Raw genomic sequence first — 20,178 nt, 5'->3', positions numbered from 1 at the left:
GTCGATTACCTCCTATTACTCAACAAATCTTACCATTTATTTCTAACTTAGCAATTAAATTGCTCACAATTCATTATACCAAGGTTCACTTTGTTTCTTCCGGCGATAAATAAACACGGCAATAGCTACCACGAATAAAATCAACGATAAAACTTGTGAAACTCTGACACCGGGTAAAATATACAAACTATCAGTTCGCATTCCTTCTACAAAAAATCTCACAGCCGGATACCAAATTAAATAACTTAAGAATACTTCGCCACGTTTTAACAAATGCTTACGATTTCTCAATACTAAAATCAAAACCAAGCCTATCAAATTACCGACTGACTCATATAAAAATGTGGGTTGACGATAAGCTCCATTGATATACATCTGTTCAATAATAAAGTGTGGAATATGTAATGACTGTAAGAAATCCAAAGAAGTCTTGGCACCAAAGGCTTCTTGATTCATAAAATTACCCCAGCGACCAACAATTTGGCCTAAAAGAACTGATGGTGCAGCAATATCTAGCATTAACCATGGTGAAATCTTACGTTTATGGCAAAGAACTAGCAAAACGATAAATGCTGCAATCAATCCACCATAAATAGCAATCCCACCGTGCCAAATTTTGATGATTTCGCCTGGATTAGCTAAATAAAACGGCAATTCAAAAATCACATAATACAATCTTGCTCCAACTAAAGCAATTGGCACACCGTACAAGACCAAATCCAAAATATTGTCTGGATCAATATGTCTTCTTTTTGCCTCACGCATCGCCATAATGACACCGACTAAGGCACCCATAGCAATGATGATACCGTACCAATGAATCTGCAATCCCCCAAGATCCAACGCAATTGGATTTAATGCCAACAACTCAAAATTCATTACTTGCCTTCTCCATCATTCTTTGTTTTTTCTTCATTTTCTTTAATCAAAAGACCCAAGTTATCTTCAAACTTCTTAGTAGCATCATAACCCATCTTCTTAGCACGATAATTCATGGCAGCTACTTCGATAATAATGGAAATATTACGACCAACTTTAACCGGAACTGTAATTTGTGGAACATCTACATCAAAGAATGTACGCTTATCTTCCAAAGTTCCAATACGGTCATAGTTCTTATCGGCAGACCAATTTTCCAAATTAATGATCAATTGAATTTCACTTTGCGAACGAACCGCACCGGCACCAAAGAGATTCATCACATCGATAATTCCAATTCCACGAATTTCCAATAAATGGTTCAAAATCTTGGGTGCTTCACCAACAATCGTCTTTTCATCACGTTGATAGACATCAACACGATCATCAGCAATCAAACGATGTCCACGTTTAACAAGTTCCAAAGCAGTTTCACTTTTACCAATACCAGAATGACCAGTTAGTAAAATTCCAATACCATAAACATCAACTAAGACACCATGAATCGACTCTCTAGGAGCTAATCTTTCATCCAAATATTCAGTAATCATACTGGAAAGTCTAGTTGTAGGTAACTCTGAGCCAATAACAGGAACATTATGTTCACTAGCAGCCTTCAATAATTCTTTACTAGGTTGAATGTTACGTGAAATCAATAATGTAGGCGTATCTTCACGACACAATTCCAACATAACTTTATAACGATTATTTTCAGTCATTGAACGTGAATATGCTGATTCAGTTTGTCCAAATAATTGAATACGTTCACTTGGATAGTAGTCAAAATAGCCAGTCAATTCGATACCAGGACGTGAAATATCACTTGTAGTAATCTTCTTGCCGTCCATTAAAGCTTCATCATTATAAACCTTTAATTCATTATCTTTAACCATTTGCGATACAGTAACAAAATTTGTCATAGCCAACCCTCACCAAATCTATTTTTATACCAATTTTAGCATTAAAAAGTTGCGGTTGAAACCGTTCTATAACTGCCATCTCCAGAGCTGGAAGAATTAATCTGCTATGCGGACCGGGCCGAGCCAAGGTCTCGTCCCTCGGTTTGAAGCCTTGCAAGCAAGTCTCCAAACACGCCCGGTGCTGTAAGAACGGCAAAAATCGCCGTCCTAACACCACTTTCACAGCAGATTAATTCTCCCAGCTCTTCCGACTAAAGTATTTCTGACTATAAAATTTTAAATTATAAACGATTTTATCAATCTATTATCAATAAATTTCACTTTATACACAGATATACTTCAAAAGAAGTAATACATTGTAGCATAACCAAGAAACCAAGCATTTTTTAAAGAACCTAGCCTCAGGTTGCTTGCGACAAAGCCAGCAGTAACAGTGGAGTTAGAGCTTTAGCTCTTACTCCACAGGACGTGTTTTGAAATTCGAGCGCTTTTCTCGAAGTTCAAAATCGAGTCTTGAGACCTTGGCTCAAGACGGTCCCACAGCAGGCTTTGTCGCAAGCAACCTGAGGCGGCATCCTTCAACACAATACAACAACAAAACAAAAAAACGCGCCCTAGACGCGTCTTTGAAAATTATCCATAGTATAGCTATTAATAATAGAATTGCAAATTGCTAAAATGACTGCAACCACAAGGGCTGAACCAAAGCCATTAAAGTGAAAACTTGCTGATCCTACCACTACCGAAGTTAATTCTAAGGTAATTGCATTGATAACAAATGAAAATAATCCAAACGTTATAAATGTAATCGGTAGAGAAATGATATGTAACAATGGTTTGATGGTCCAGTTTAAGAATACTAAAACCAAACTAGCTAGTATGGCTGTCGCTAAACTATCAATTTGAAACATACCTGGTAATAAACGCGCAATTGCTAAAAACAATAACGTTTGTATCACCAATCTGATTAAAAACTTCATTTTATACCCTCATTTAACTCTCTTTTGAATCAGTAATATTTTTTCGAACCCGTTGCTTTCAAATGTCTTCTACTACGATGATAACTTGTCTCTTGAATATTGCGTTTCTCTGGAAAAGAAAAGACACAAACTACATATACCAAGACTGGCAAGAAATAAGTAAATGGTAACAAAAAGATGAAAGCTAGGCGTATCCAAGTTGAGTCCACTCCAAAGTGCTCACCTAAACCGCCACAAACGCCGGCAAGCATCCTATCGGTACTGGATCTTGTGATTCTATTTTTCATATATTATCACCTCAACTTGTTCAAAAATATACTACATATTTACAGATTTATCAATTATCCCTTATTAGGATATTCATCATCTGCAACATGCTTCTGATTCAGTTCTACCACATGTCCAGTGTTCAAGTAAACAACCCATTCACAAATATTGGTTGCATAGTCACCGGCACGTTCCAAATAACTGGAAACTAACATGTACGAGGATCCACTTAAAACGTAGTCCCCTTCTTTTTTCATTTCTGAAATGCTCATCTTATTGATTTTTGCACTCAAATAATGCTCTTTCACGTCACGGCTAGCGACTTCTTCAGCCATCTTACTGTCACGCTTCAAGTAAGCCTCAAGGGAATCTTCAACGATACTAGTTGTAATTTCTCCCATATCGGCAATTAACTTCTCAATTTCAGGAATTCTTGTTTCACCTTTAACACGAATTGTTTCCTGAGCGATACTGACGGCATGATCACCCATTCTTTCAAGATCAGAACTGGCTTTCAAAACTGTTACGATCATTCGCAGATCAGAAGTAACAGGCTGTTGTAACGCAATCATTTCAAATGATTCTTTTTCAAGATCCATTTCGCGTTTATTGATAATGTGGTCATTTTTAATGACTTCTTTAGCTAAGGCCTTGTCATGGTCAACGTAGGCCTTAACTGATTTCATAATGGCTTCACTGGCCATCATACCCATTTCTGAGAAGCGTAAATGTAAATTATTTAATTGCTCTTCAAACGTTGTACGCATCTTTTTTCTCCTAACCGAATTTTCCGGAAATATAATCTTCCGTCTGTTTTTCCTTTGGATTTAAGAAAATATTCTTCGTTTTATCCGCTTCAATTAATTCCCCGTTGAGGAAGAAAGCAGTTTGATCAGATATACGTGATGCCTGTTGCATATTGTGTGTAACAGTAATGATCGTATAATCCTCACGTAAAGCTAACATTGTATCTTCAACCTTAGAAGATGAAATAGGGTCCAAAGCTGAAGTTGGTTCGTCTAATAAAATAATATCAGGTTTCACTGCTAAAACTCTAGCAATACATACTCTTTGTTGCTGTCCACCAGATAAGGATAAGGCGCTTTGATGTAATTTATCCTTTACATCATCCCAAACAGCAGCATTTTGTAAACTAGTCTCAACAGCTTCATCCAGTACAGCTTTATCTTTTACACCAGCTAATCTTAATCCATATACTACATTATCATAAATTGAAAAAGGAAATGGGTTAGGTTGTTGGAAAACCATTCCAACTTGTTTTCTCAGTTCAACCGTATCAATATTGGGCGCATAGATGTTTTTCCCATCCAAAGAAATCGTTCCCGTTATCGTTACGTTTGGAATTAAGTCGTTCATTCGATTTAAACATCTAAGATATGTTGACTTACCACATCCAGATGGTCCAATCAAAGCTGTGATTTCATTTTTATTAAAGTCGAGGTTAATCCCCTTCAATGCTTCTTTCTTACCATAAAACAAATGTACATCAGAAGATGTTAAAATTTTTTCTGCCAATTTTAGGGCTCCTATCCAAAGTGTCCAGAAACGTAATCTTCAGTTGTCTTAATATGAGGACGAGTGAAGATTTTTCTAGTTTCATTAAATTCTACTGCATGTCCCATGTGGAAAAATGCGGTGTAATCGCTGATTCTAGCTGCTTGCTGCATGTTGTGTGTGACGATAATAATGGTAAATTTATCCTTCAAATTCAACATTGTTTCTTCAACATTTGACGTTGAGATTGGATCTAGAGCACTTGCTGGTTCATCCATCAATAAAATATCCGGTTTCATCGCAATTGCTCGAGCAATACAAAGTCTTTGTTGTTGACCCCCAGAGAGCGCTAATGCACTTTTGTTAAGATCATCTTTAACTTGGTCCCAAAGTGAGGCTTGTTTTAAAGTTGTCTCAACAATTTCATCTAATTTCTTTTTGTCATGCAAACCATGACGTTTTAAAGCAAAGGTAATGTTGTCATAAATTGATTTCGAAAATGGATTAGGACGTTGAAATACCATCCCAATATGCTTTCGAACTTCATAAATATCGACATTATCTTTATTGATATCTAATCCTCGGTACATGATCTGTCCTTTGACCGATGCGCCAGGTATATTGTCGTTCATACGATTCAAAGATCTCAAGTAAGTTGACTTACCAGAACCTGAAGCACCGATCAAGGATGTGATTTTATATCTTTCAAATTGAAGCGATGCTTTATGCATTGCCTCTTTTTCACCGTAGAAAACTTGTAGATCTTTTGTCTTCATGGCAATTTCATGCTCATCCTCATTCAAATGAAGGATGTATTGTTGATCAGTTTGTGTATCCATAGTCTACTCACCCGTCATCTTCTTATAAACTTTATTACCAATATATCTAGCTAGCAAATTAAAAATCAAGACCGCAATAATCAGCACAGCCGAAGCACCTGCGGAAACTTGCACTGCATCAGGAATCAAACCTTCAGAGTTAACTTTCCAAATATGGACTGCCAAAGTCTCAGCTGGTCTCATCAAATTCAATGGACTGGTAATACTGAAAATATTGAAATTTGTAAAGTCCAATGGTGGTGCACTTTGGCCCGCCGTGTAAATCAAGGCAGCGGCCTCACCAAAGACTCTACCAGCACCGATAATCATCCCAGTAATGATACCAGGCAAACTATCGGGAATAATTACATGAATTACCGTTTCCCATTTAGAAAGGCCCAACGCCAGTCCAGCTTCACGTTGTGATTGGGAAACTGATTGTAGTGAATCTTCAACATTTCTGGTCAAAATAGGTAAATTGAACACGGTCAATGTCAACGCACCAGACAGAATTGAGAAACCAAACTTAAAGCTAATTACGAAAATCAAAAATCCGAATAAACCAACAACGATCGATGGCAACGAACTTAAAACTTCGATTGATACTCTTATCATATCAACTAATTTATTTTTACCTGCATATTCAGACAAGTAAATTCCCGCACAAATTGAAATTGGAATGGAAATCAACATTGAAAGAATCAGTAGGAAAAAGGAATTAAATAATTGAATACCGACACCACTACCAGCTTGAAAGGCTTTCGAACCAGAAGTTAAAAAGTGCCAGTTAACGTAACGAAGTCCACTTCCTAAAATATAAACTAATAACCCAGCCAAGATGAGCACGATAATCGATGACATCAGGTAAATAACACCTGTGGCAATCTTATCTTTTGTCTTTTCAGTAAACACTAGAACTCACCTCGCTTAGCAATTTTTCTAATAACGAAGTTGAATAACAATGACATCAATAATAGTAATAATGCCAGTGACCATAAAGCATTATTTGGTGTTGAACCCATGATTGTATTACCCATGTTCATTGTTAGAACACTTGTTAAAGTTGACGATGGTGAAACTAAATTTTGTGGTAATAACATTGCATTACCAATAACCATTTGAACAGCCAAAGCTTCACCAAATGCACGTGCCATTCCAAACACAACTGCTGTCAAAAGTCCCGGTGTAGCTGCACGTAAAATAACTTTTGAAATGGTTTGCCATCTTGTAGCTCCTAATGCTAGGGAAGCTTCACGATAATATCTTGGAACTGCTTTTAGCGCATCAACTGACATTGACGTGATCGTTGGCAAAATCATAACAAATAACACAAATGACCCTGCCAAAATACCAAAACCACTACCACCAGCTACTTTTCGAACAAATGGCACGATAATTGTTAAACCAAAGAATCCATAAACAACTGAAGGAATACCAACCAACAATTCAATAACTGGTTGTAAAACCTTGCGACCCCATTTAGGTGATATTTCTGTCATAAAAATGGCAGCAGCAATCGCAAATGGTGTCCCAATCAAAGCAGCAATCAAAGTAACTGCAAACGAACCGACAATCATCGGAGCGGCCCCAACAATGGGATGTCCGGCACTATCTAATTTATTTGGAGCCCAAACTGAATGCGTCAAAAAATCAATTGGATTAACGCCATCTTTAATAAAAATAATTAAACCTCGTGATGCGATAAAACCAATAATAGTAATGACTAACAAAACAATAATGGCAGTAAAACTGAAAGATATAATCTTACCGCGTGTTTCACGTTTAGCGGAGACAGATTTTGTAGTTAAACTTTCTCTAATTGGATCTTTCAAATTATTTTACCCCCTTGGAAACGGGCGTAACATTGCCCTTATAATCTTTTTGATATTTCATTTCATTGATAGGAACATAATTCATTTTTTTAACAACATTTTCTTGAACATGTTCAGTCATAATAAACTCAAGGAATTCTTTTGTCATACCTGTTGGTTGGCCATTAGTATACAAGTGTTCATATGACCAAATTTTCCAAGTATTATTCTCAATATTCTCAATTGTTGGTTCAATATTATCAATGTTAACCGTTTTAACGGTGTCATTTAAGTAAGGCATTGCCAAATAACTGATTGATCCTTTAGTGTTATAAACAATTTGACGAACCATACCACTGGAATCTTGCTCTTGAGAGCGCACGAAAGGTGTTCCATTCATAACATCACTTTCAAAGGCTGCTCTAGTACCAGAGCCATCTGCACGATTAATGATCGTTATTGGAAGATCTTGACCACCTACTTGTTTCCAGTTCTTCACTTCACCTGAAAAGATTTCTCTTAATTGTTTAATTGTCAGAGATTTGACTTTAACGTCTTTATTTACAACCGGAATCATCCCAACTGCAGCAATCCGATGATCCACAAGTTTCTTGGCATCAATATCTTTCTTCTGTTCAGCATACAAATCTGAATTACCGATATTGACCGCACCTTGTTGAATCTGGCTGAGTCCTGTACCAGTACCGCCCCCCTGGACGTTAACGTACTCGTTTGGATTATTTTTTGTAAATTCTTCCCCGGCAAGTTCCACTAAGGGTTGAGCAGCTGAAGATCCAACTGCTGTAATTGTTTCTTGGCTTCCGCTGCCTTTGCAACCACTCAAAACTATTACTACTGGAATCATAATTGCAAATAATGCGACAAGTCTTTTTTTCAATGTTCTCACCTCTATCCACTTAGGATATTACAACAATGTATATTTTTTGTATAAAAAAAAGCCGTAACAAAATATTTTATTTTGTTGCGACATTTTTTCTATAATGGTATGTCAACTGTGAAGGTTGTTCCCAATCCTTTATGCGATTCAATCCGGATATCACCATCAAGTGTATCCAAAGTTTCCTTAACAATCGCCAATCCTAGACCGGTACCACCCGTTTCCAAACTTCTTGAACGGTCCACGCGATAAAATCTTTCAAAGATACGACCTTGGTCATCTTCCGATATTCCAATACCAGTGTCTTTGATAACGAACTTGATTCGATTCTCGATTTCATCATGGTGAACTTCTAAGTCAATTTCTCCATTTTCTTTATTATATGAAATAGCATTCTTAATTAAATTGCGGAAAACTAAATTAATCTTTTCCTTATTGATCGTTACTTCAGGACTACCAAAGTACTCTTGTTTAACTTTCAAATTATGCTTCTTAATAGCTATCGATTGATGATCCAAAATATGTTCAACATCGTCACGTAAGTTGACTAACTCAGTCTTTTGAGTGTCACGTTTGACCTTTGATAAGGACAAAATATCTTGAATCAATTCTGATAAGCGAACACTTTCACTGTGAATAATGTTTAAGAAATGGTCCAATTTCTTCGGATCGTCCTTTGCTCCACCAAGAAGCGTCTCAGAAAAGCCTTCAATGGAAGTTACTGGAGTCTTTAACTCATGGCTGACATTATTAACAAAATCAACTTGCATTCGTTCAATTTGGCGACTTTCACTCAAATCATACAAAATAACCAAAACCTGTTGATCGTAGTCTTCTCTTGAATGAATCAAACGAATAACATTGGCATCAACATATTTTTGTGAATTACCAACCAATTGAATTTCACGGTGATGATTCTTGTTTTTGCGCAACGTGTGCTCAATCATTTGACTCAAATTATATGTCTTAACGTCCTCAATAAAGGGATGAATATCGTTAGAAATATTAACATCTAATAAACTCGACATGGCTTGGTTATGTAATAAGACATCCCCTTGCGAGTTCAACAACATGACCCCGATTGGCAAATGTCCAACTAGACCACGGAAACGACGTTCACGCAGACGCACATCATCACGTAGGTCATTGATATCCATACTGATCTTATTAGTTTGCTCAACCAAACCATATAATTCATCATCTGGCGATAAAATCAATGATGCCATTTCCTTGTTTTTTCTTACACGACGTAAGTTTTCAGTCACACTTCTAATATCTTCACTTAAAAGTTGACGTTTACGATAATAGAATAAAATGACTGAATCCGTAATCAAAAAGTACATCAACGAAACGATAATGAATGTCATTGGACTCTGGCTCCAGAGACGATTGTACTTCTTAGCAACGATATGACGGTTAGATCCCGACATAAAATACATTGTTCTAGTTGTTAGGCTAGTATCCGTCACATAATCTTTTCCAGGAGCAGTTCGGCCATTATGATACATATCATAAGCTTTACGCTGCATTGCCGTGTTCTCTTTGTTGGCATCAATATAACTGAGTCCAGCAATACTTGCAGCATCGGCGGGCTCGTGGTTTTTCTTTAATTCCTGATAGGAAATTGTTTCTTCGGTAAACATGTCATTTTGCGAATCTCCCAAAATACTATCGGAGAACGTCACCAAAATGATAAAGATAGCTATAGAAATCAAAATGGAAATTATTGGTTCTAGTTTTCTTTTCATCGTCATACCTCTAGAATATAACCGAATCCGTGTACGGTTTTTATTATTTGTGGGTTCTTTGTATCCTGTTCAATTTTATCACGGAGGTGACTAATTTGGATATCAACCATCCGCATTTGTGAATTAGAATTTATTCCCCAAACATTGTCAAAAATCTGTTCACGGGATACCACAATTCCCTTATTTCTAATTAAAAATTCAAGTAATTCATACTCTTTTTTCGTCAAAGAGATCTCACGACCATCAATGATAAGTCCTTTTACATCGGTATTAAGTTCAAAAGTCTTCTCTTTGTCCACATGCGAAGTCCTTCTTAATACCACTTCAATCCGTGCAAGTAGTTCCTTGATGCTAAATGGCTTAGTGATATAGTCATCGGCACCACTGATTAATCCTTCAATCTTATTGTCTTCGGCATCGACCGCAGTTAAAAAAATAACCGGAGTTAAATTTCCTGATTTACGCATCTTCTTGAGCACATCAATTCCACTCAATTTAGGTAACATCTGATCCAACAAAATTAAATCAAAGTTGCCCTCATTGGCCTTATCAAGCGCCATTTGCCCGTCCGTGGCAGTAGCGACCTGATATGCTTGATTTTCTAAATTATATTCAATTAGCTCCAAAATTGATGGTTCATCGTCGACAATTAAGATTTTCTTTTTCATTATTGTTTGGCTCCTTGTAATTTCCATTGGAGATAAGCATAAATAAATGGATCTAGATCACCATCCATGACCGCTTGACCATTACTTGTTGAATAATTGGAGCGATGATCTTTAACCATTGTATATGGATGAAAAACATATGACCGAATCTGTGAACCCCAACCAATATCTAGTTGTTCACCTTGAATCTCAGCATGTTTCTTAGCTTGTTCTTCTTGTTCACGTTGGAACAACTTAGCTTTCAACATGTTCATCGCTGTTTCACGGTTTTGTAGTTGTGAACGTTGCGCTTGCGAACTAACAACGATACCTGTTGGCAAATGAGTAATTCTAACCGCTGATGAAGTTTTATTGATATGTTGACCACCAGCACCAGATGAACGGAAAACATCCACTCGTAAATCATCGTCATTAATTTCCACATGAATACTATCATCTAATTCTGGCATAACGTCAACTGATGCAAAAGATGTATGGCGTCGTCCGGCTGAATCAAATGGCGAAATTCTAACTAAACGATGTACACCGCGCTCAGAACGTAACAATCCATAGGCATTTTTACCACGGATCATCATTGAGACACTCTTGATTCCCGCTTCTTCACCGGGTTGATAATCTTCAATTTCAACGGAAAAGCCATGTTGATCAGCCCAACGTTGATACATTCGTAACAACATTGATCCCCAGTCTTGAGATTCTGTTCCACCAGCGCCAGGATGAATTTCTAAGATAGCATTATGAGAATCATATGGTTCGGATAACAACATCATTAACTCATATGAACGTAACTTTGCGGCTAAATTATCCGAATCGTCTATTAATTGTTGCATCAAGTCATCTTCAGGATCTTCTTGATACAACTCAGCTAAAACTTGGAGATTTTCCAGTCCTTCACTGAGTTCCTTAAAATTGTCATATTTATCTTTCAAAGCATTATTTTCATCGATTAGTTTTTGTGCTTTTTCGTGATCATCCCAAAAACCATTCTCAGTCATTTTAGCTTCGTTTTCAGCGATACTCTCTTCGAGATTTTCTAAGTCAAAGAGACCCCCTGAACTGCTTTATTTTGTTTTCCATGTCGGAAATTTTATTTTTTATTTCTCCGAATTCCATGTAATCACCCTTATAAAAAAAGCGGGCCCTGCGGCCTGCTTTTTATCTTTCCATATTTTGTCTAATTTCGGCCTTCATGAATAGTCTTGTAACATCATATTCAATATCAGAAACCATTTCTTCAAACATACGATATCCTTCTTCTTGGTACTCAACCAAAGGATTCAATTGTCCGTAACCACGAAGACCAATTGATTGACGTAGTTGATCCATAGCATCGATATGATCTGTCCAGTGTTCATCAACAACACGCAAGATAACAACCTTTTCAAATTCAAGCATTTGTGAAGGGTCACCAAGTTGTTCTTTCTTTTGTTCATAATTCTTGTGAACAAAGTCCATCAAATACTTGATGATTTCATCTTGTGACTTAAGTTGTAGATCAACAACATCGATATCTTTGTCACCTACTAAAGCGGCTTTAGCAAAGTCGGCGATTGCTTCAAGTTCCCAATCTTCTTCTTTACCTTGAGTATGAACTTCAACTTGAGCCTTAATAGTACGCTCGATCATTGGAAGCAAGACACGGTCAAGATCATTGTCTTCGTTAATAACTTCCATTCTTTCCTTGTAGATAACTTCACGTTGTTCACGCATAACATCATCATATTGAAGTGTATTCTTACGAGTATCGTAGTTGTTACCTTCAACACGCTTTTGAGCAGATTCAACTTGACGAGTCATCATACGACTTTGGATGACAGCATCGTCATCTTCAATCTTCAATGACTTCAAGACACGCTTGATTCTTTCTGAACCGAAACGTTTCATCAAGTCATCTTCAAGTGACATGTAAAATTGTGTTTCACCTGGATCACCTTGACGACCAGAACGTCCACGAAGCTGATTATCAATACGACGTGACTCATGACGTTCAGTACCTAGAACACACAAACCACCAAGTTCACGAACACCAGGTCCAAGCTTGATATCAGTACCACGACCAGCCATATTAGTAGCGATTGTAACGGCGCCACGTTGACCGGCATTCATAACGATCTCAGCTTCCTTAGCATGGTTCTTAGCATTAAGAACAGCATGTGGAATACCTTCTTTATCGAGTAACTTAGATAGATATTCTGAAGATTCAACCGCAACAGTACCAACTAGTAATGGTTGACCCTTAGCGTGACGACGTTTGATATCTTGAACAACCGCCGCAAACTTACTCTTCAAGGTTGGGTATAGCACATCATCTCTATCAATACGAATAACTGGCTTGTTAGTAGGAATTGAAATAACTTCCATGTTATAGATTTCTCTAAATTCTTCAGCTTCAGTCTTAGCAGTACCTGTCATACCAGCTAATTTATCGTACATACGGAAGAAGTTTTGGTAGGTAATGTTAGCCATAGTCTTAGTTTCATCTTGGATTTCTACGCCTTCCTTAGCTTCAATAGCTTGGTGTAGTCCATCAGAATAACGACGACCATCCATAACACGACCAGTAAATTGATCAACAATCTTAACTTCGCCTTCTTGCACAACATAGTCGATATTTAGACTCATGATGTAATTAGCACGCAAAGCTTGATCCAAATGGTGATTCAAAACTGTATTGTCAATATCATAAAGGTTATCAAGACCAAAGTAATCCTCAGCCTTTCTGATACCTGTTTCAGTTAAACTGATTGATTTTGTAGGCCAATCAATCTTGTAATCATCTTTTTCAAGTGTCTTGGCAAAACGATCAGCACGAACGTACATAGCAGTTGACTTTTCAGCAGCTCCAGAAATGATCAAAGGTGTTCTAGCCTCATCGATCAAAATGGAGTCAACTTCATCGACAATTGCATAATGCAATGGACGTTGAACCATTTGTTCCTTGTAAACAACCATGTTGTCACGCAAGTAATCAAATCCAAGTTCACTATTAGTTGAATAAGTAATATCACAATTATAAGCAGCACGTTTTTCTTCAGAATCCATGCTGTTGATGTTCAATCCAACGGTTAATCCTAACCAGTTGTAAAGTTCACCCATTTGCTTTGCATCACGGCCAGATAGGTATTCGTTAACTGTAACAACGTGAACACCCTTGCCTTCTAGCGCATTCAAGTAAACTGGCAATGTGGCTGTCAAAGTTTTACCTTCACCAGTCTTCATTTCGGCAATATTACCTTCATGTAAAGTAATACCACCAATCAATTGCACTCTAAATGGATACAAACCTAGCACACGTTTAGCACCCTCACGGGCAGTAGCGAATGCTTCAGGTAAAATATCATCTAGCGTTTCACCCTTTGCTAGTCTTTCTTTAAATTCAGGAGTCTTAGCTTTGAGTTCGTCGTCAGAAAGTTTGCTGTAAGCATCAGCATAACTTTCAATCTTATCGGCAATCTTGCCCATACGTTTGACTTCTCTTTTATCGCTTTCGACCCATCTTCTTAGTGGATTTGCCATATTAATATATCTCTCCTAAGTGTTATAAACATACTCTTAATAGTAGCATTTTTTTTTAGACTTTTAAACTTAATATCAATTAAACAGACTTTTCAGGATTACAATGATACACCATTTTAAACATCTTTGTGTTAAGAATGCTTTACAAACGGAGTTTTAGAACACAAAAAAGCCGAGACAACAAGCTGTCTCGGCTTTAAAATTAATTTTTTTATTCGTTTGTTTCAATCAAACCATATTTACCATCGTTACGTTTGTATACGATGCTTGCCCCATTTGTCTCTGAATCTTCAAAAATAAAGAATTCATGGCCAAGCATTTCCATTTGTAGAACAGCCTCTTCAGCGTCCATTGGCTTTAGTGATAAACGCTTTGTTCTAACAATTTGTGACTTATCCTCATCTGTATCATCTGGTGTGATGTCATCCAAAGGAATTTCCTTTAGACTGCCACCTTCACGGCTCTTGCGATTGACACGTGTCTTGAATTTCTTAACTTGTCTTTCAAGCTTGTCAACAACAAGATCAATTCCTGCATACAAGTCATCGTTGAGTTCTTCAGCTCTCAATGTGATGTATGGCAATGGAATTGTTACTTCAACCTTTGTACCTTTTGAAGGGTATGTTTTCAAGTTTACATGAGCAATTGGATTGCTTTCATCACTGAAATATTTTTCCATCTTGGAAATTCTTTTTTCGACATATTCGCGAATTGATGAAGTTACTTCAATATTTTCACCACGTACATTAATAGTTAACATAATAATCTCTCCTTCCGACGATAGGAAATTAAAGAGTGTTCTTACATCTCTTTAGTGTAATTATAATATTCTTATGCCAATATGACAACGTTTCCATTACCTAGATAGTGAAAATGTAGAAATATTCTTAAACCCTGCACTCAAAAATATATCATGAGCATGCATTAAAGTTCGACCGGTCGTATAAATGTCGTCTAAAATCAAAATATGCTGATTTTTAGGAATTTGCTCGATCGTTGGTAAAGCAGAAAAAGTCTGTGGTGTTTCTAATCGTTCTAAACGGTTTTTCTGAGCCTGCGGTTTATCGGCATCTGCTTTCACCAAAAGTTGTTGCAGTTCAAAAATATCAGTATATAGTTCATAGACCGGATCAAAACCACGTGCTTGCAAGTGACCAGGACTCGCCGGAATATATGTAACTACATCAAAGTGATTTTTCAAAGACCAATTCTTTATATCTTGATAAAACAATCGTGCCAACAAGACATCCCCATATCGTTTATACAGCTTGAAGTAGCTGTGTATGAATCGATTATACTCAAACAAAGCCTGATGGCAATTGATAATACCGAATTTTTGCTCCCACAGGCGACAATCTGAACAGATTCCCTCACTTTCTGGTTTCATACATCGAGGGCAATTATTCCGTCCCACTAATGGTGCCAACTCTTGACGACATAAATTACACATATAATTTGGGATAATTTCTTTAAATAAAAATATTTCTCTTATCGTGAGATTATTGTTTATTGGATTACCACAATTAAGACATTTCATTTTTTGGCCTGCTGATTTAAATAACGAATTTCATCGCAAGCTTTGCGAATTTGTTGGTTATAAACTTGATAGAAAAAATGTACTTCATCATCAAAAGAATCCTTTCCTCTTCCCGCACGACCAGCTATTTGAATCAAGGCTGTTTTAGAAAACTCCTTTGCCTGAGCATCTAAGACAATCACCATAATTTTCTTAAAGGTAACTCCTCGCTCTAAAATGGTTGTTGTTAATATTGCTTGAACCTTTTGTTCACGAAATTGTTGTACCTTCTCCAAGCGCTGTTCATCTTTGGAACTGACATCAACAAATGTTAATAACGGATATAACTTTTTTAATTGTTTTGCAAACTGTTTCATCGCTGGAATTTGTGGGAAAAACAACATGAAACGCTGCTTATTCTTAATTAGACGTGCTATTAATAATCTTAATCTAGGATTGATTTTTAAAAACTGTGTTGGCTTTAACAACAAATGACAATGTGGTTCTGGCAAAGGGTGTCCATGAAACCTTTGATATAATCTAGTTATTGATAATTTATGTTGTTTAACTTGTTTCAAAAGTTCTTTCGGCGGTGTAGCTGATAAGTAAACAATTATGCCAGTATCCTTTTTGGCTTTCTGGATAGCCTTACGTAACATCAAATTACCTGCCAACGGATAAGAATCCACTTCATCAACCACTAACACATCGAAGGCCTTTTCAAAACGAATCAATTGGTGAACCGTTGCCAACATAATTTGTGTGAGATGATAAGGTTCCTCGCTGCGGCCATGAAATAGTCCCACGGTCGTCTTCGGAAAAACCTTTTGAATTCTAGGAAACAATTCAATACAGACATCAACTCTCGGCGAACAAATAGCTATCCGTTGTCCCTTTAGCAAAACTTGTTCAATTAAAGGAAAAATCATTTCAGTTTTACCGGCCCCAGTCACGGCCCAAACCAAATGATTTTGATGTTGCTGAAAAGCTAAAATTAACTCTCTAACGCCTTTTGACTGATTGGCTGTTAGTTGACCATCCCACACTAAATAATCCTCCTGACGTGGGTAACGGATATCTGTTGGCGTAATTAGCAACTCGTCACTGATTTGAATCTTACCTAGATTGATACAACTACGACAATATTGAAAATCAATCGGAAGTTTCTCGATGACCATTAGGCAACGACGGCAAAATAGTTTATCATTTTTCTTGAACGTGGCCGTAACAACTTCACCACCATGATCTTTCAGATACAATAGAGTCTCGGGTTTAAGGTCAGTGATCTTAATAATTCGTCCACCTAAATATTCATCTAAATTATCCATACTAAATACTACGTAAAGGAGTAACATTTTTTTGCAAAATTATAAAACAATTGCCAAAACAGGCAGTCACGAAAAAGACATTAAGAAATCACGTTTCATCGCTCACATTGCGCAAACTTTTTCAGAAGATGAAGCTAATGCCTTCATTCAGAAGATCCGCGAACAAGAATCCGGAGCAACGCACAACTGTACAGCTTTCATCGTTATGGAAAACGTTAAAATCGAACGTATGTCAGATGATGGCGAACCAAGTGGAACAGCCGGCTCCCCCATTCTTAATGTTTTGCAACAACAAGACCTACAAAACGTTACCGTGGTCGTCACACGTTATTTCGGTGGTATCAAATTGGGAGCCGGAGGTCTGATTAGAGCTTATTCATCAACAACTGCAGAAGCCGTGAAAGAAATTGGCTTGGTTGAGAATAGAATTCAACAAGGATTTGAACTGACAATTCCTTATCACATGTTTGATAAATTCGATAACTACGCTCGCAATGAACAGATAACCTTAGAAAATAAACAATTCACCGCTGATGTAAAATGTGAAATTTATCTAGACTTAGATAATGTCAAAGAGGATATTCAAAATATTAAAGATCTCTTTCAAAACCAAATCATTATTAAAGAAACCGATAAAACATATAAACAAGTTCCTATCGAGGCAAATTAAATATGCTGCCTTCTGAATCAGAAAAAACAGATATTTGTAAAAGCTGGCCTAACCAGTCTTCGCAAATATCTGTTTTTTTATTCAAAACCTATGTAATCTTTACTACTCTAAGGTCTGTCTCCAAATTAGTCTGATAAGAATCTATTCTGATATGGATAAATATTTTAGTTCCAGAATCCTACTTGAGCTACTAAAGAACTAGTCGGAAAATTCGGACAGCGGTTACTGGCAGTGAAAGTGGTGTTAGGACGACCGCTTTTGTCGTTCTTACACCACCGGGCGCATTTAAGACTTGCCGAACTTGCAAGGCTTAAATCGAGGTTCGAGACCGTATTTTGGCTCGGACCGTTCCGCACTGCCAGTAACCATTGTCCAAATCTGGAGACGGCATATCAATAATATAAATAATTTGAAGACACATCCTAATCATATTGACCAACATTCATCACAAATGTTTTAGGGTCATAATTACCCTTCATTGATTTCTGACTCTTTTTATAATCAATGTACATCCCGCGATATTTAGAATAATCCTTAAACATATTATTTCTAATGCCTCGAGGAATTGATTCCCAATCGACAAAATTTATTCGTGACACATATATTCCTCGATGTTCCACCATCACATATGGCTTATCAACTGGTGGCAAACCTGTGTAGAACGTTAGAAATGATGACGTACCCCATGAATCATCTGTTACAACCATATTTTTAAACGGTGAACCTAGAACCTTCTTTTTTTCATGTGGTCCAACTTTCATTTCGATATAGTCCGAGTCAATGGCAGTCTTCTCGGTCGGTAAAGCCGCATAGCCAATCTTTGTTTTAAGTAATGGATTGAAGCGGTCAACCAACTCATTTTCATATTGGTATTGCGATAAAAAGCCATATCCACCACCAACAATTACCAGTAATACCCCGATTACAATCAACAAATGCTTATAAGTTTTCTTCAACTTCAAATCTTTATCAATTTTTTCCACAGTCTCAGTATCTCCCTTTAAAAGTTCATCTAAGGAAACATTCAAAACAGAACTAAGATTGATCAATAATGAAATATCGGGATATGTTCGATTGGTCTCCCAACTTGAAATTGTCTTATCAGAAACATTCAATTTCATGGCCAATTGTTTTTGCGTCAAATTTTCTTGTTGTCGATATTTCTTTAACTGTTCGTTTAATTCCATTTCAAATCTCCTCAAGCACTATTTAAAGGTTGTTGTCATATATATACCACCCGTCAAATGTAGAGCTCAATAGAGACGGTCTCTATGAAGTGTGGAATCAACTCTAATGACAAAAAAACAAGCGCTATAACGGCGCTTGCTAATCTTTCTTTTCTAATCGTTTAACGAATCTTTGAATTGCTTTTAGTAATGGTTGTCGATTATCCCCTAATAATCCAATCGACTCGATGAATAATTCCAAGCCGAACAAGACACCGATTGTCAATAAAACACTACCCCACAATGTTGAAAGTGGATAAAGCATTGAGATAAAAGCAAAGACTAATGATAATCCATAAATAACCAAGACTGTTTGACGATGCGACAAACCTAGTTGCATTAGTCTGTGGTGCAAATGATGCTTATCGGCTTGCATGATCGGCTTTTTATTCAAAAGTCGTCTCAAAATAGCATAAACCGTATCAGTAATTGGCACACCCATGATAACCACTGGCATCAATAAGGTGATAAATGTGACATTTTTCAAACCTTTAAGTGAGAAAACCGCCATCATAAATCCAATAAATAATGATCCCGTATCACCCAAGAAGATACTAGCAGGATGGAAATTATGCGGTAAAAATCCAACTAAAGCTGCTACCATCGCAAAAATCCAAATGGCAACATAAACGTTAGTCATATTCAAGAAGAAATATGCCATAACCCCCATGGTAAATAAGGCTATGATAGAAACCCCTGTTGCCAACCCATCTAGTCCATCAATTAAGTTGACCGCATTGGTAATGGCAATGATCCAAATTATAGTGATTGGTAAACTCCACCAACCTAATTCAAATGAACCGATAATTGGTAACGTTACTTCATTCATCCTAATTCCAGCTAAGAAATAAATCACTAGTGCTGCTGCCAGAATACCAGCTAATTTAGCTTTCGGCGATAATTCACGAATGTCATCAATAATCCCAGTCAAAATAATAATACATTCAGCTAAGAAAACACTGAACAACTCATGTGTTGGGAATTGTTCACGTAATAAGACAAACGTTGAAAAGTTAAAAGCAATAAAAATAGCCAGCCCACCCATCGTAGGCATTGGCTTAATATTCACCCGCCGAGCATTCGGTTTATCCACTGCTCCTAGAATATAGGCCAATTTCACTACAAAAGGAGTTATCGCAGCCGATAAGATCATCGTTACAAATAATTTTACTATTACACTAAACATACCCGACATTTTTAGAAAAACTCACTTTCCATTAATAAAAACAATTATACAATATCTCCACCCATGGTGCTAGTTAGTCCGATATTGAAAATCAGTTGATATCTTAACTGACTACGAAGTTAAACTTCTCAATTCCGAAGGTAGAATACTTAATCAATAATAAACTTTATTAGAACAAAATCTAAAATACTTA

At 36.9% G+C, this 20,178-nt stretch carries 20 protein-coding genes; 1 reads left to right on the top strand and 19 read right to left on the bottom strand.

Features of this window, described 5'->3' with window-relative positions; translation table 11 throughout:
• Window positions 1-63: 63 nt before the first annotated feature.
• The 17 genes from lgt to D1B17_RS03600 form a co-directional block, all read right to left on the bottom strand.
• Window positions 64-879 carry a prolipoprotein diacylglyceryl transferase gene (gene lgt, locus D1B17_RS03680; RefSeq protein WP_120142978.1) on the bottom strand — a complete coding sequence of 272 codons (816 nt, stop codon included), beginning with the start codon at window positions 877-879 and terminating at the stop codon, window positions 64-66.
• On the bottom strand, window positions 879-1,838 hold the full coding sequence (gene hprK / locus D1B17_RS03675) for an HPr(Ser) kinase/phosphatase (protein WP_120142979.1): 960 nt from the start codon (window positions 1,836-1,838) through the stop codon (window positions 879-881). The genes lgt and hprK overlap by 1 nt, the downstream gene beginning before the upstream one ends.
• Window positions 1,839-2,452: 614 nt before the next feature.
• Complete coding sequence (locus D1B17_RS03670; protein WP_120142981.1) at window positions 2,453-2,818, bottom strand: phage holin family protein; 366 nt, start codon at window positions 2,816-2,818, stop codon at window positions 2,453-2,455.
• Window positions 2,819-2,847: 29 nt separating this feature from the next.
• Window positions 2,848-3,105, bottom strand: coding sequence for a PspC domain-containing protein (locus tag D1B17_RS03665; RefSeq protein ID WP_120142982.1), 258 nt, complete (start codon window positions 3,103-3,105; stop codon window positions 2,848-2,850).
• Window positions 3,106-3,159: 54 nt separating this feature from the next.
• Complete coding sequence (gene phoU, locus D1B17_RS03660) at window positions 3,160-3,852, bottom strand: phosphate signaling complex protein PhoU (protein ID WP_120142983.1); 693 nt, start codon at window positions 3,850-3,852, stop codon at window positions 3,160-3,162.
• Window positions 3,853-3,862: 10 nt separating this feature from the next.
• Window positions 3,863-4,621 carry a phosphate ABC transporter ATP-binding protein PstB gene (gene pstB, locus D1B17_RS03655; RefSeq protein ID WP_120142984.1) on the bottom strand — a complete coding sequence of 253 codons (759 nt, stop codon included), beginning with the start codon at window positions 4,619-4,621 and terminating at the stop codon, window positions 3,863-3,865.
• 11 nt (window positions 4,622-4,632) lie between these two features.
• Complete coding sequence (gene pstB / locus D1B17_RS03650) at window positions 4,633-5,439, bottom strand: phosphate ABC transporter ATP-binding protein PstB (RefSeq protein ID WP_120142985.1); 807 nt, start codon at window positions 5,437-5,439, stop codon at window positions 4,633-4,635.
• A gap of 3 nt (window positions 5,440-5,442) precedes the next feature.
• Entirely contained in the window at window positions 5,443-6,279 is an 837-nt protein-coding gene (pstA, locus tag D1B17_RS03645; RefSeq protein WP_237389409.1) for a phosphate ABC transporter permease PstA, read from the bottom strand.
• 50 nt (window positions 6,280-6,329) lie between these two features.
• Complete coding sequence (gene pstC, locus D1B17_RS03640; protein WP_120142987.1) at window positions 6,330-7,250, bottom strand: phosphate ABC transporter permease subunit PstC; 921 nt, start codon at window positions 7,248-7,250, stop codon at window positions 6,330-6,332.
• A 1-nt stretch (window position 7,251) separates the two neighbouring features.
• On the bottom strand, window positions 7,252-8,127 hold the full coding sequence (locus tag D1B17_RS03635) for a phosphate ABC transporter substrate-binding protein PstS family protein (RefSeq protein ID WP_120142988.1): 876 nt from the start codon (window positions 8,125-8,127) through the stop codon (window positions 7,252-7,254).
• A 98-nt stretch (window positions 8,128-8,225) separates the two neighbouring features.
• Window positions 8,226-9,875: a sensor histidine kinase gene (locus D1B17_RS03630; protein ID WP_120142989.1), complete on the bottom strand. Its 1,650-nt coding sequence runs from the start codon at window positions 9,873-9,875 to the stop codon at window positions 8,226-8,228.
• A 2-nt stretch (window positions 9,876-9,877) separates the two neighbouring features.
• Window positions 9,878-10,543 (bottom strand): response regulator transcription factor, encoded by a 666-nt coding sequence (locus D1B17_RS03625; protein WP_120142990.1) that lies wholly within the window; start codon window positions 10,541-10,543, stop codon window positions 9,878-9,880.
• Window positions 10,543-11,656 (bottom strand): peptide chain release factor 2 gene (prfB, locus tag D1B17_RS03620; protein WP_120142991.1). Its coding sequence is split into 2 segments (ribosomal slippage): window positions 10,543-11,583 and window positions 11,585-11,656, totalling 1,113 coding nucleotides; the frame shifts between segments, so codons are not numbered across the junction. The genes D1B17_RS03625 and prfB overlap by 1 nt, the downstream gene beginning before the upstream one ends.
• 42 nt (window positions 11,657-11,698) lie before the next feature.
• The gene (gene secA, locus D1B17_RS03615; RefSeq protein WP_120142992.1) at window positions 11,699-14,059 is read right to left on the bottom strand and encodes a preprotein translocase subunit SecA; all 2,361 of its coding nucleotides are present in this window, start codon (window positions 14,057-14,059) and stop codon (window positions 11,699-11,701) included.
• Window positions 14,060-14,270: 211 nt separating this feature from the next.
• Window positions 14,271-14,819 (bottom strand): ribosome hibernation-promoting factor, HPF/YfiA family, encoded by a 549-nt coding sequence (gene hpf / locus D1B17_RS03610; RefSeq protein WP_120142993.1) that lies wholly within the window; start codon window positions 14,817-14,819, stop codon window positions 14,271-14,273.
• Between the two features lie 96 nt (window positions 14,820-14,915).
• Window positions 14,916-15,446, bottom strand: coding sequence for a ComF family protein (locus D1B17_RS03605; RefSeq protein ID WP_240704452.1), 531 nt, complete (start codon window positions 15,444-15,446; stop codon window positions 14,916-14,918).
• A 146-nt stretch (window positions 15,447-15,592) separates the two neighbouring features.
• On the bottom strand, window positions 15,593-16,903 hold the full coding sequence (locus D1B17_RS03600; RefSeq protein WP_166806608.1) for a DEAD/DEAH box helicase family protein: 1,311 nt from the start codon (window positions 16,901-16,903) through the stop codon (window positions 15,593-15,595).
• A 31-nt stretch (window positions 16,904-16,934) separates the two neighbouring features.
• Here D1B17_RS03600 and D1B17_RS03595 point away from each other — a divergent pair, with 31 nt between their 5' ends.
• Window positions 16,935-17,573, top strand: coding sequence for a YigZ family protein (locus D1B17_RS03595; protein ID WP_120142996.1), 639 nt, complete (start codon window positions 16,935-16,937; stop codon window positions 17,571-17,573).
• Between the two features lie 422 nt (window positions 17,574-17,995).
• On the opposite strand, the gene D1B17_RS03590 is transcribed toward D1B17_RS03595, so the two are convergent.
• Entirely contained in the window at window positions 17,996-18,760 is a 765-nt protein-coding gene (locus D1B17_RS03590; RefSeq protein WP_120142997.1) for a helix-turn-helix transcriptional regulator, read from the bottom strand.
• Between the two features lie 139 nt (window positions 18,761-18,899).
• Entirely contained in the window at window positions 18,900-19,985 is a 1,086-nt protein-coding gene (locus tag D1B17_RS03585) for a glycosyltransferase family 4 protein (protein ID WP_120144280.1), read from the bottom strand.
• Window positions 19,986-20,178 lie beyond the last annotated feature (193 nt).

The sequence above is a fragment of the Companilactobacillus zhachilii genome (assembly GCF_003606365.2).
Classification (GTDB): Bacteria; Bacillota; Bacilli; order Lactobacillales; family Lactobacillaceae; genus Companilactobacillus; species Companilactobacillus zhachilii.
Note: the sequence above shows the minus strand (reverse complement) of the source record. Positions and strands in the feature narration are given on the sequence as shown.

Excerpts from the sequence above, each read along its gene's own strand:
- secA (WP_120142992.1), bottom strand. The coding sequence starts at position 14,059 with ATGGCAAATCCACTAAGAAGATGGGTCGAAAGCGATAAAAGAGAAGTC.
- D1B17_RS03605 (WP_240704452.1), bottom strand. The coding sequence starts at position 15,446 with ATGAAACCAGAAAGTGAGGGAATCTGTTCAGATTGTCGCCTGTGGGAG.
- D1B17_RS03665 (WP_120142982.1), bottom strand. The coding sequence starts at position 3,105 with ATGAAAAATAGAATCACAAGATCCAGTACCGATAGGATGCTTGCCGGC.
- pstB (WP_120142985.1), bottom strand. The coding sequence starts at position 5,439 with ATGGATACACAAACTGATCAACAATACATCCTTCATTTGAATGAGGAT.
- hprK (WP_120142979.1), bottom strand. The coding sequence starts at position 1,838 with ATGACAAATTTTGTTACTGTATCGCAAATGGTTAAAGATAATGAATTA.
- lgt (WP_120142978.1), bottom strand. The coding sequence starts at position 879 with ATGAATTTTGAGTTGTTGGCATTAAATCCAATTGCGTTGGATCTTGGG.
- D1B17_RS03625 (WP_120142990.1), bottom strand. The coding sequence starts at position 10,543 with ATGAAAAAGAAAATCTTAATTGTCGACGATGAACCATCAATTTTGGAG.
- hpf (WP_120142993.1), bottom strand. The coding sequence starts at position 14,819 with ATGTTAACTATTAATGTACGTGGTGAAAATATTGAAGTAACTTCATCA.
- D1B17_RS03585 (WP_120144280.1), bottom strand. The coding sequence starts at position 19,985 with ATGTTTAGTGTAATAGTAAAATTATTTGTAACGATGATCTTATCGGCT.
- D1B17_RS03600 (WP_166806608.1), bottom strand. The coding sequence starts at position 16,903 with ATGGATAATTTAGATGAATATTTAGGTGGACGAATTATTAAGATCACT.
- D1B17_RS03630 (WP_120142989.1), bottom strand. The coding sequence starts at position 9,875 with ATGAAAAGAAAACTAGAACCAATAATTTCCATTTTGATTTCTATAGCT.
- D1B17_RS03590 (WP_120142997.1), bottom strand. The coding sequence starts at position 18,760 with ATGGAATTAAACGAACAGTTAAAGAAATATCGACAACAAGAAAATTTG.
- pstA (WP_237389409.1), bottom strand. The coding sequence starts at position 6,279 with ATGTCATCGATTATCGTGCTCATCTTGGCTGGGTTATTAGTTTATATT.
- D1B17_RS03670 (WP_120142981.1), bottom strand. The coding sequence starts at position 2,818 with ATGAAGTTTTTAATCAGATTGGTGATACAAACGTTATTGTTTTTAGCA.
- phoU (WP_120142983.1), bottom strand. The coding sequence starts at position 3,852 with ATGCGTACAACGTTTGAAGAGCAATTAAATAATTTACATTTACGCTTC.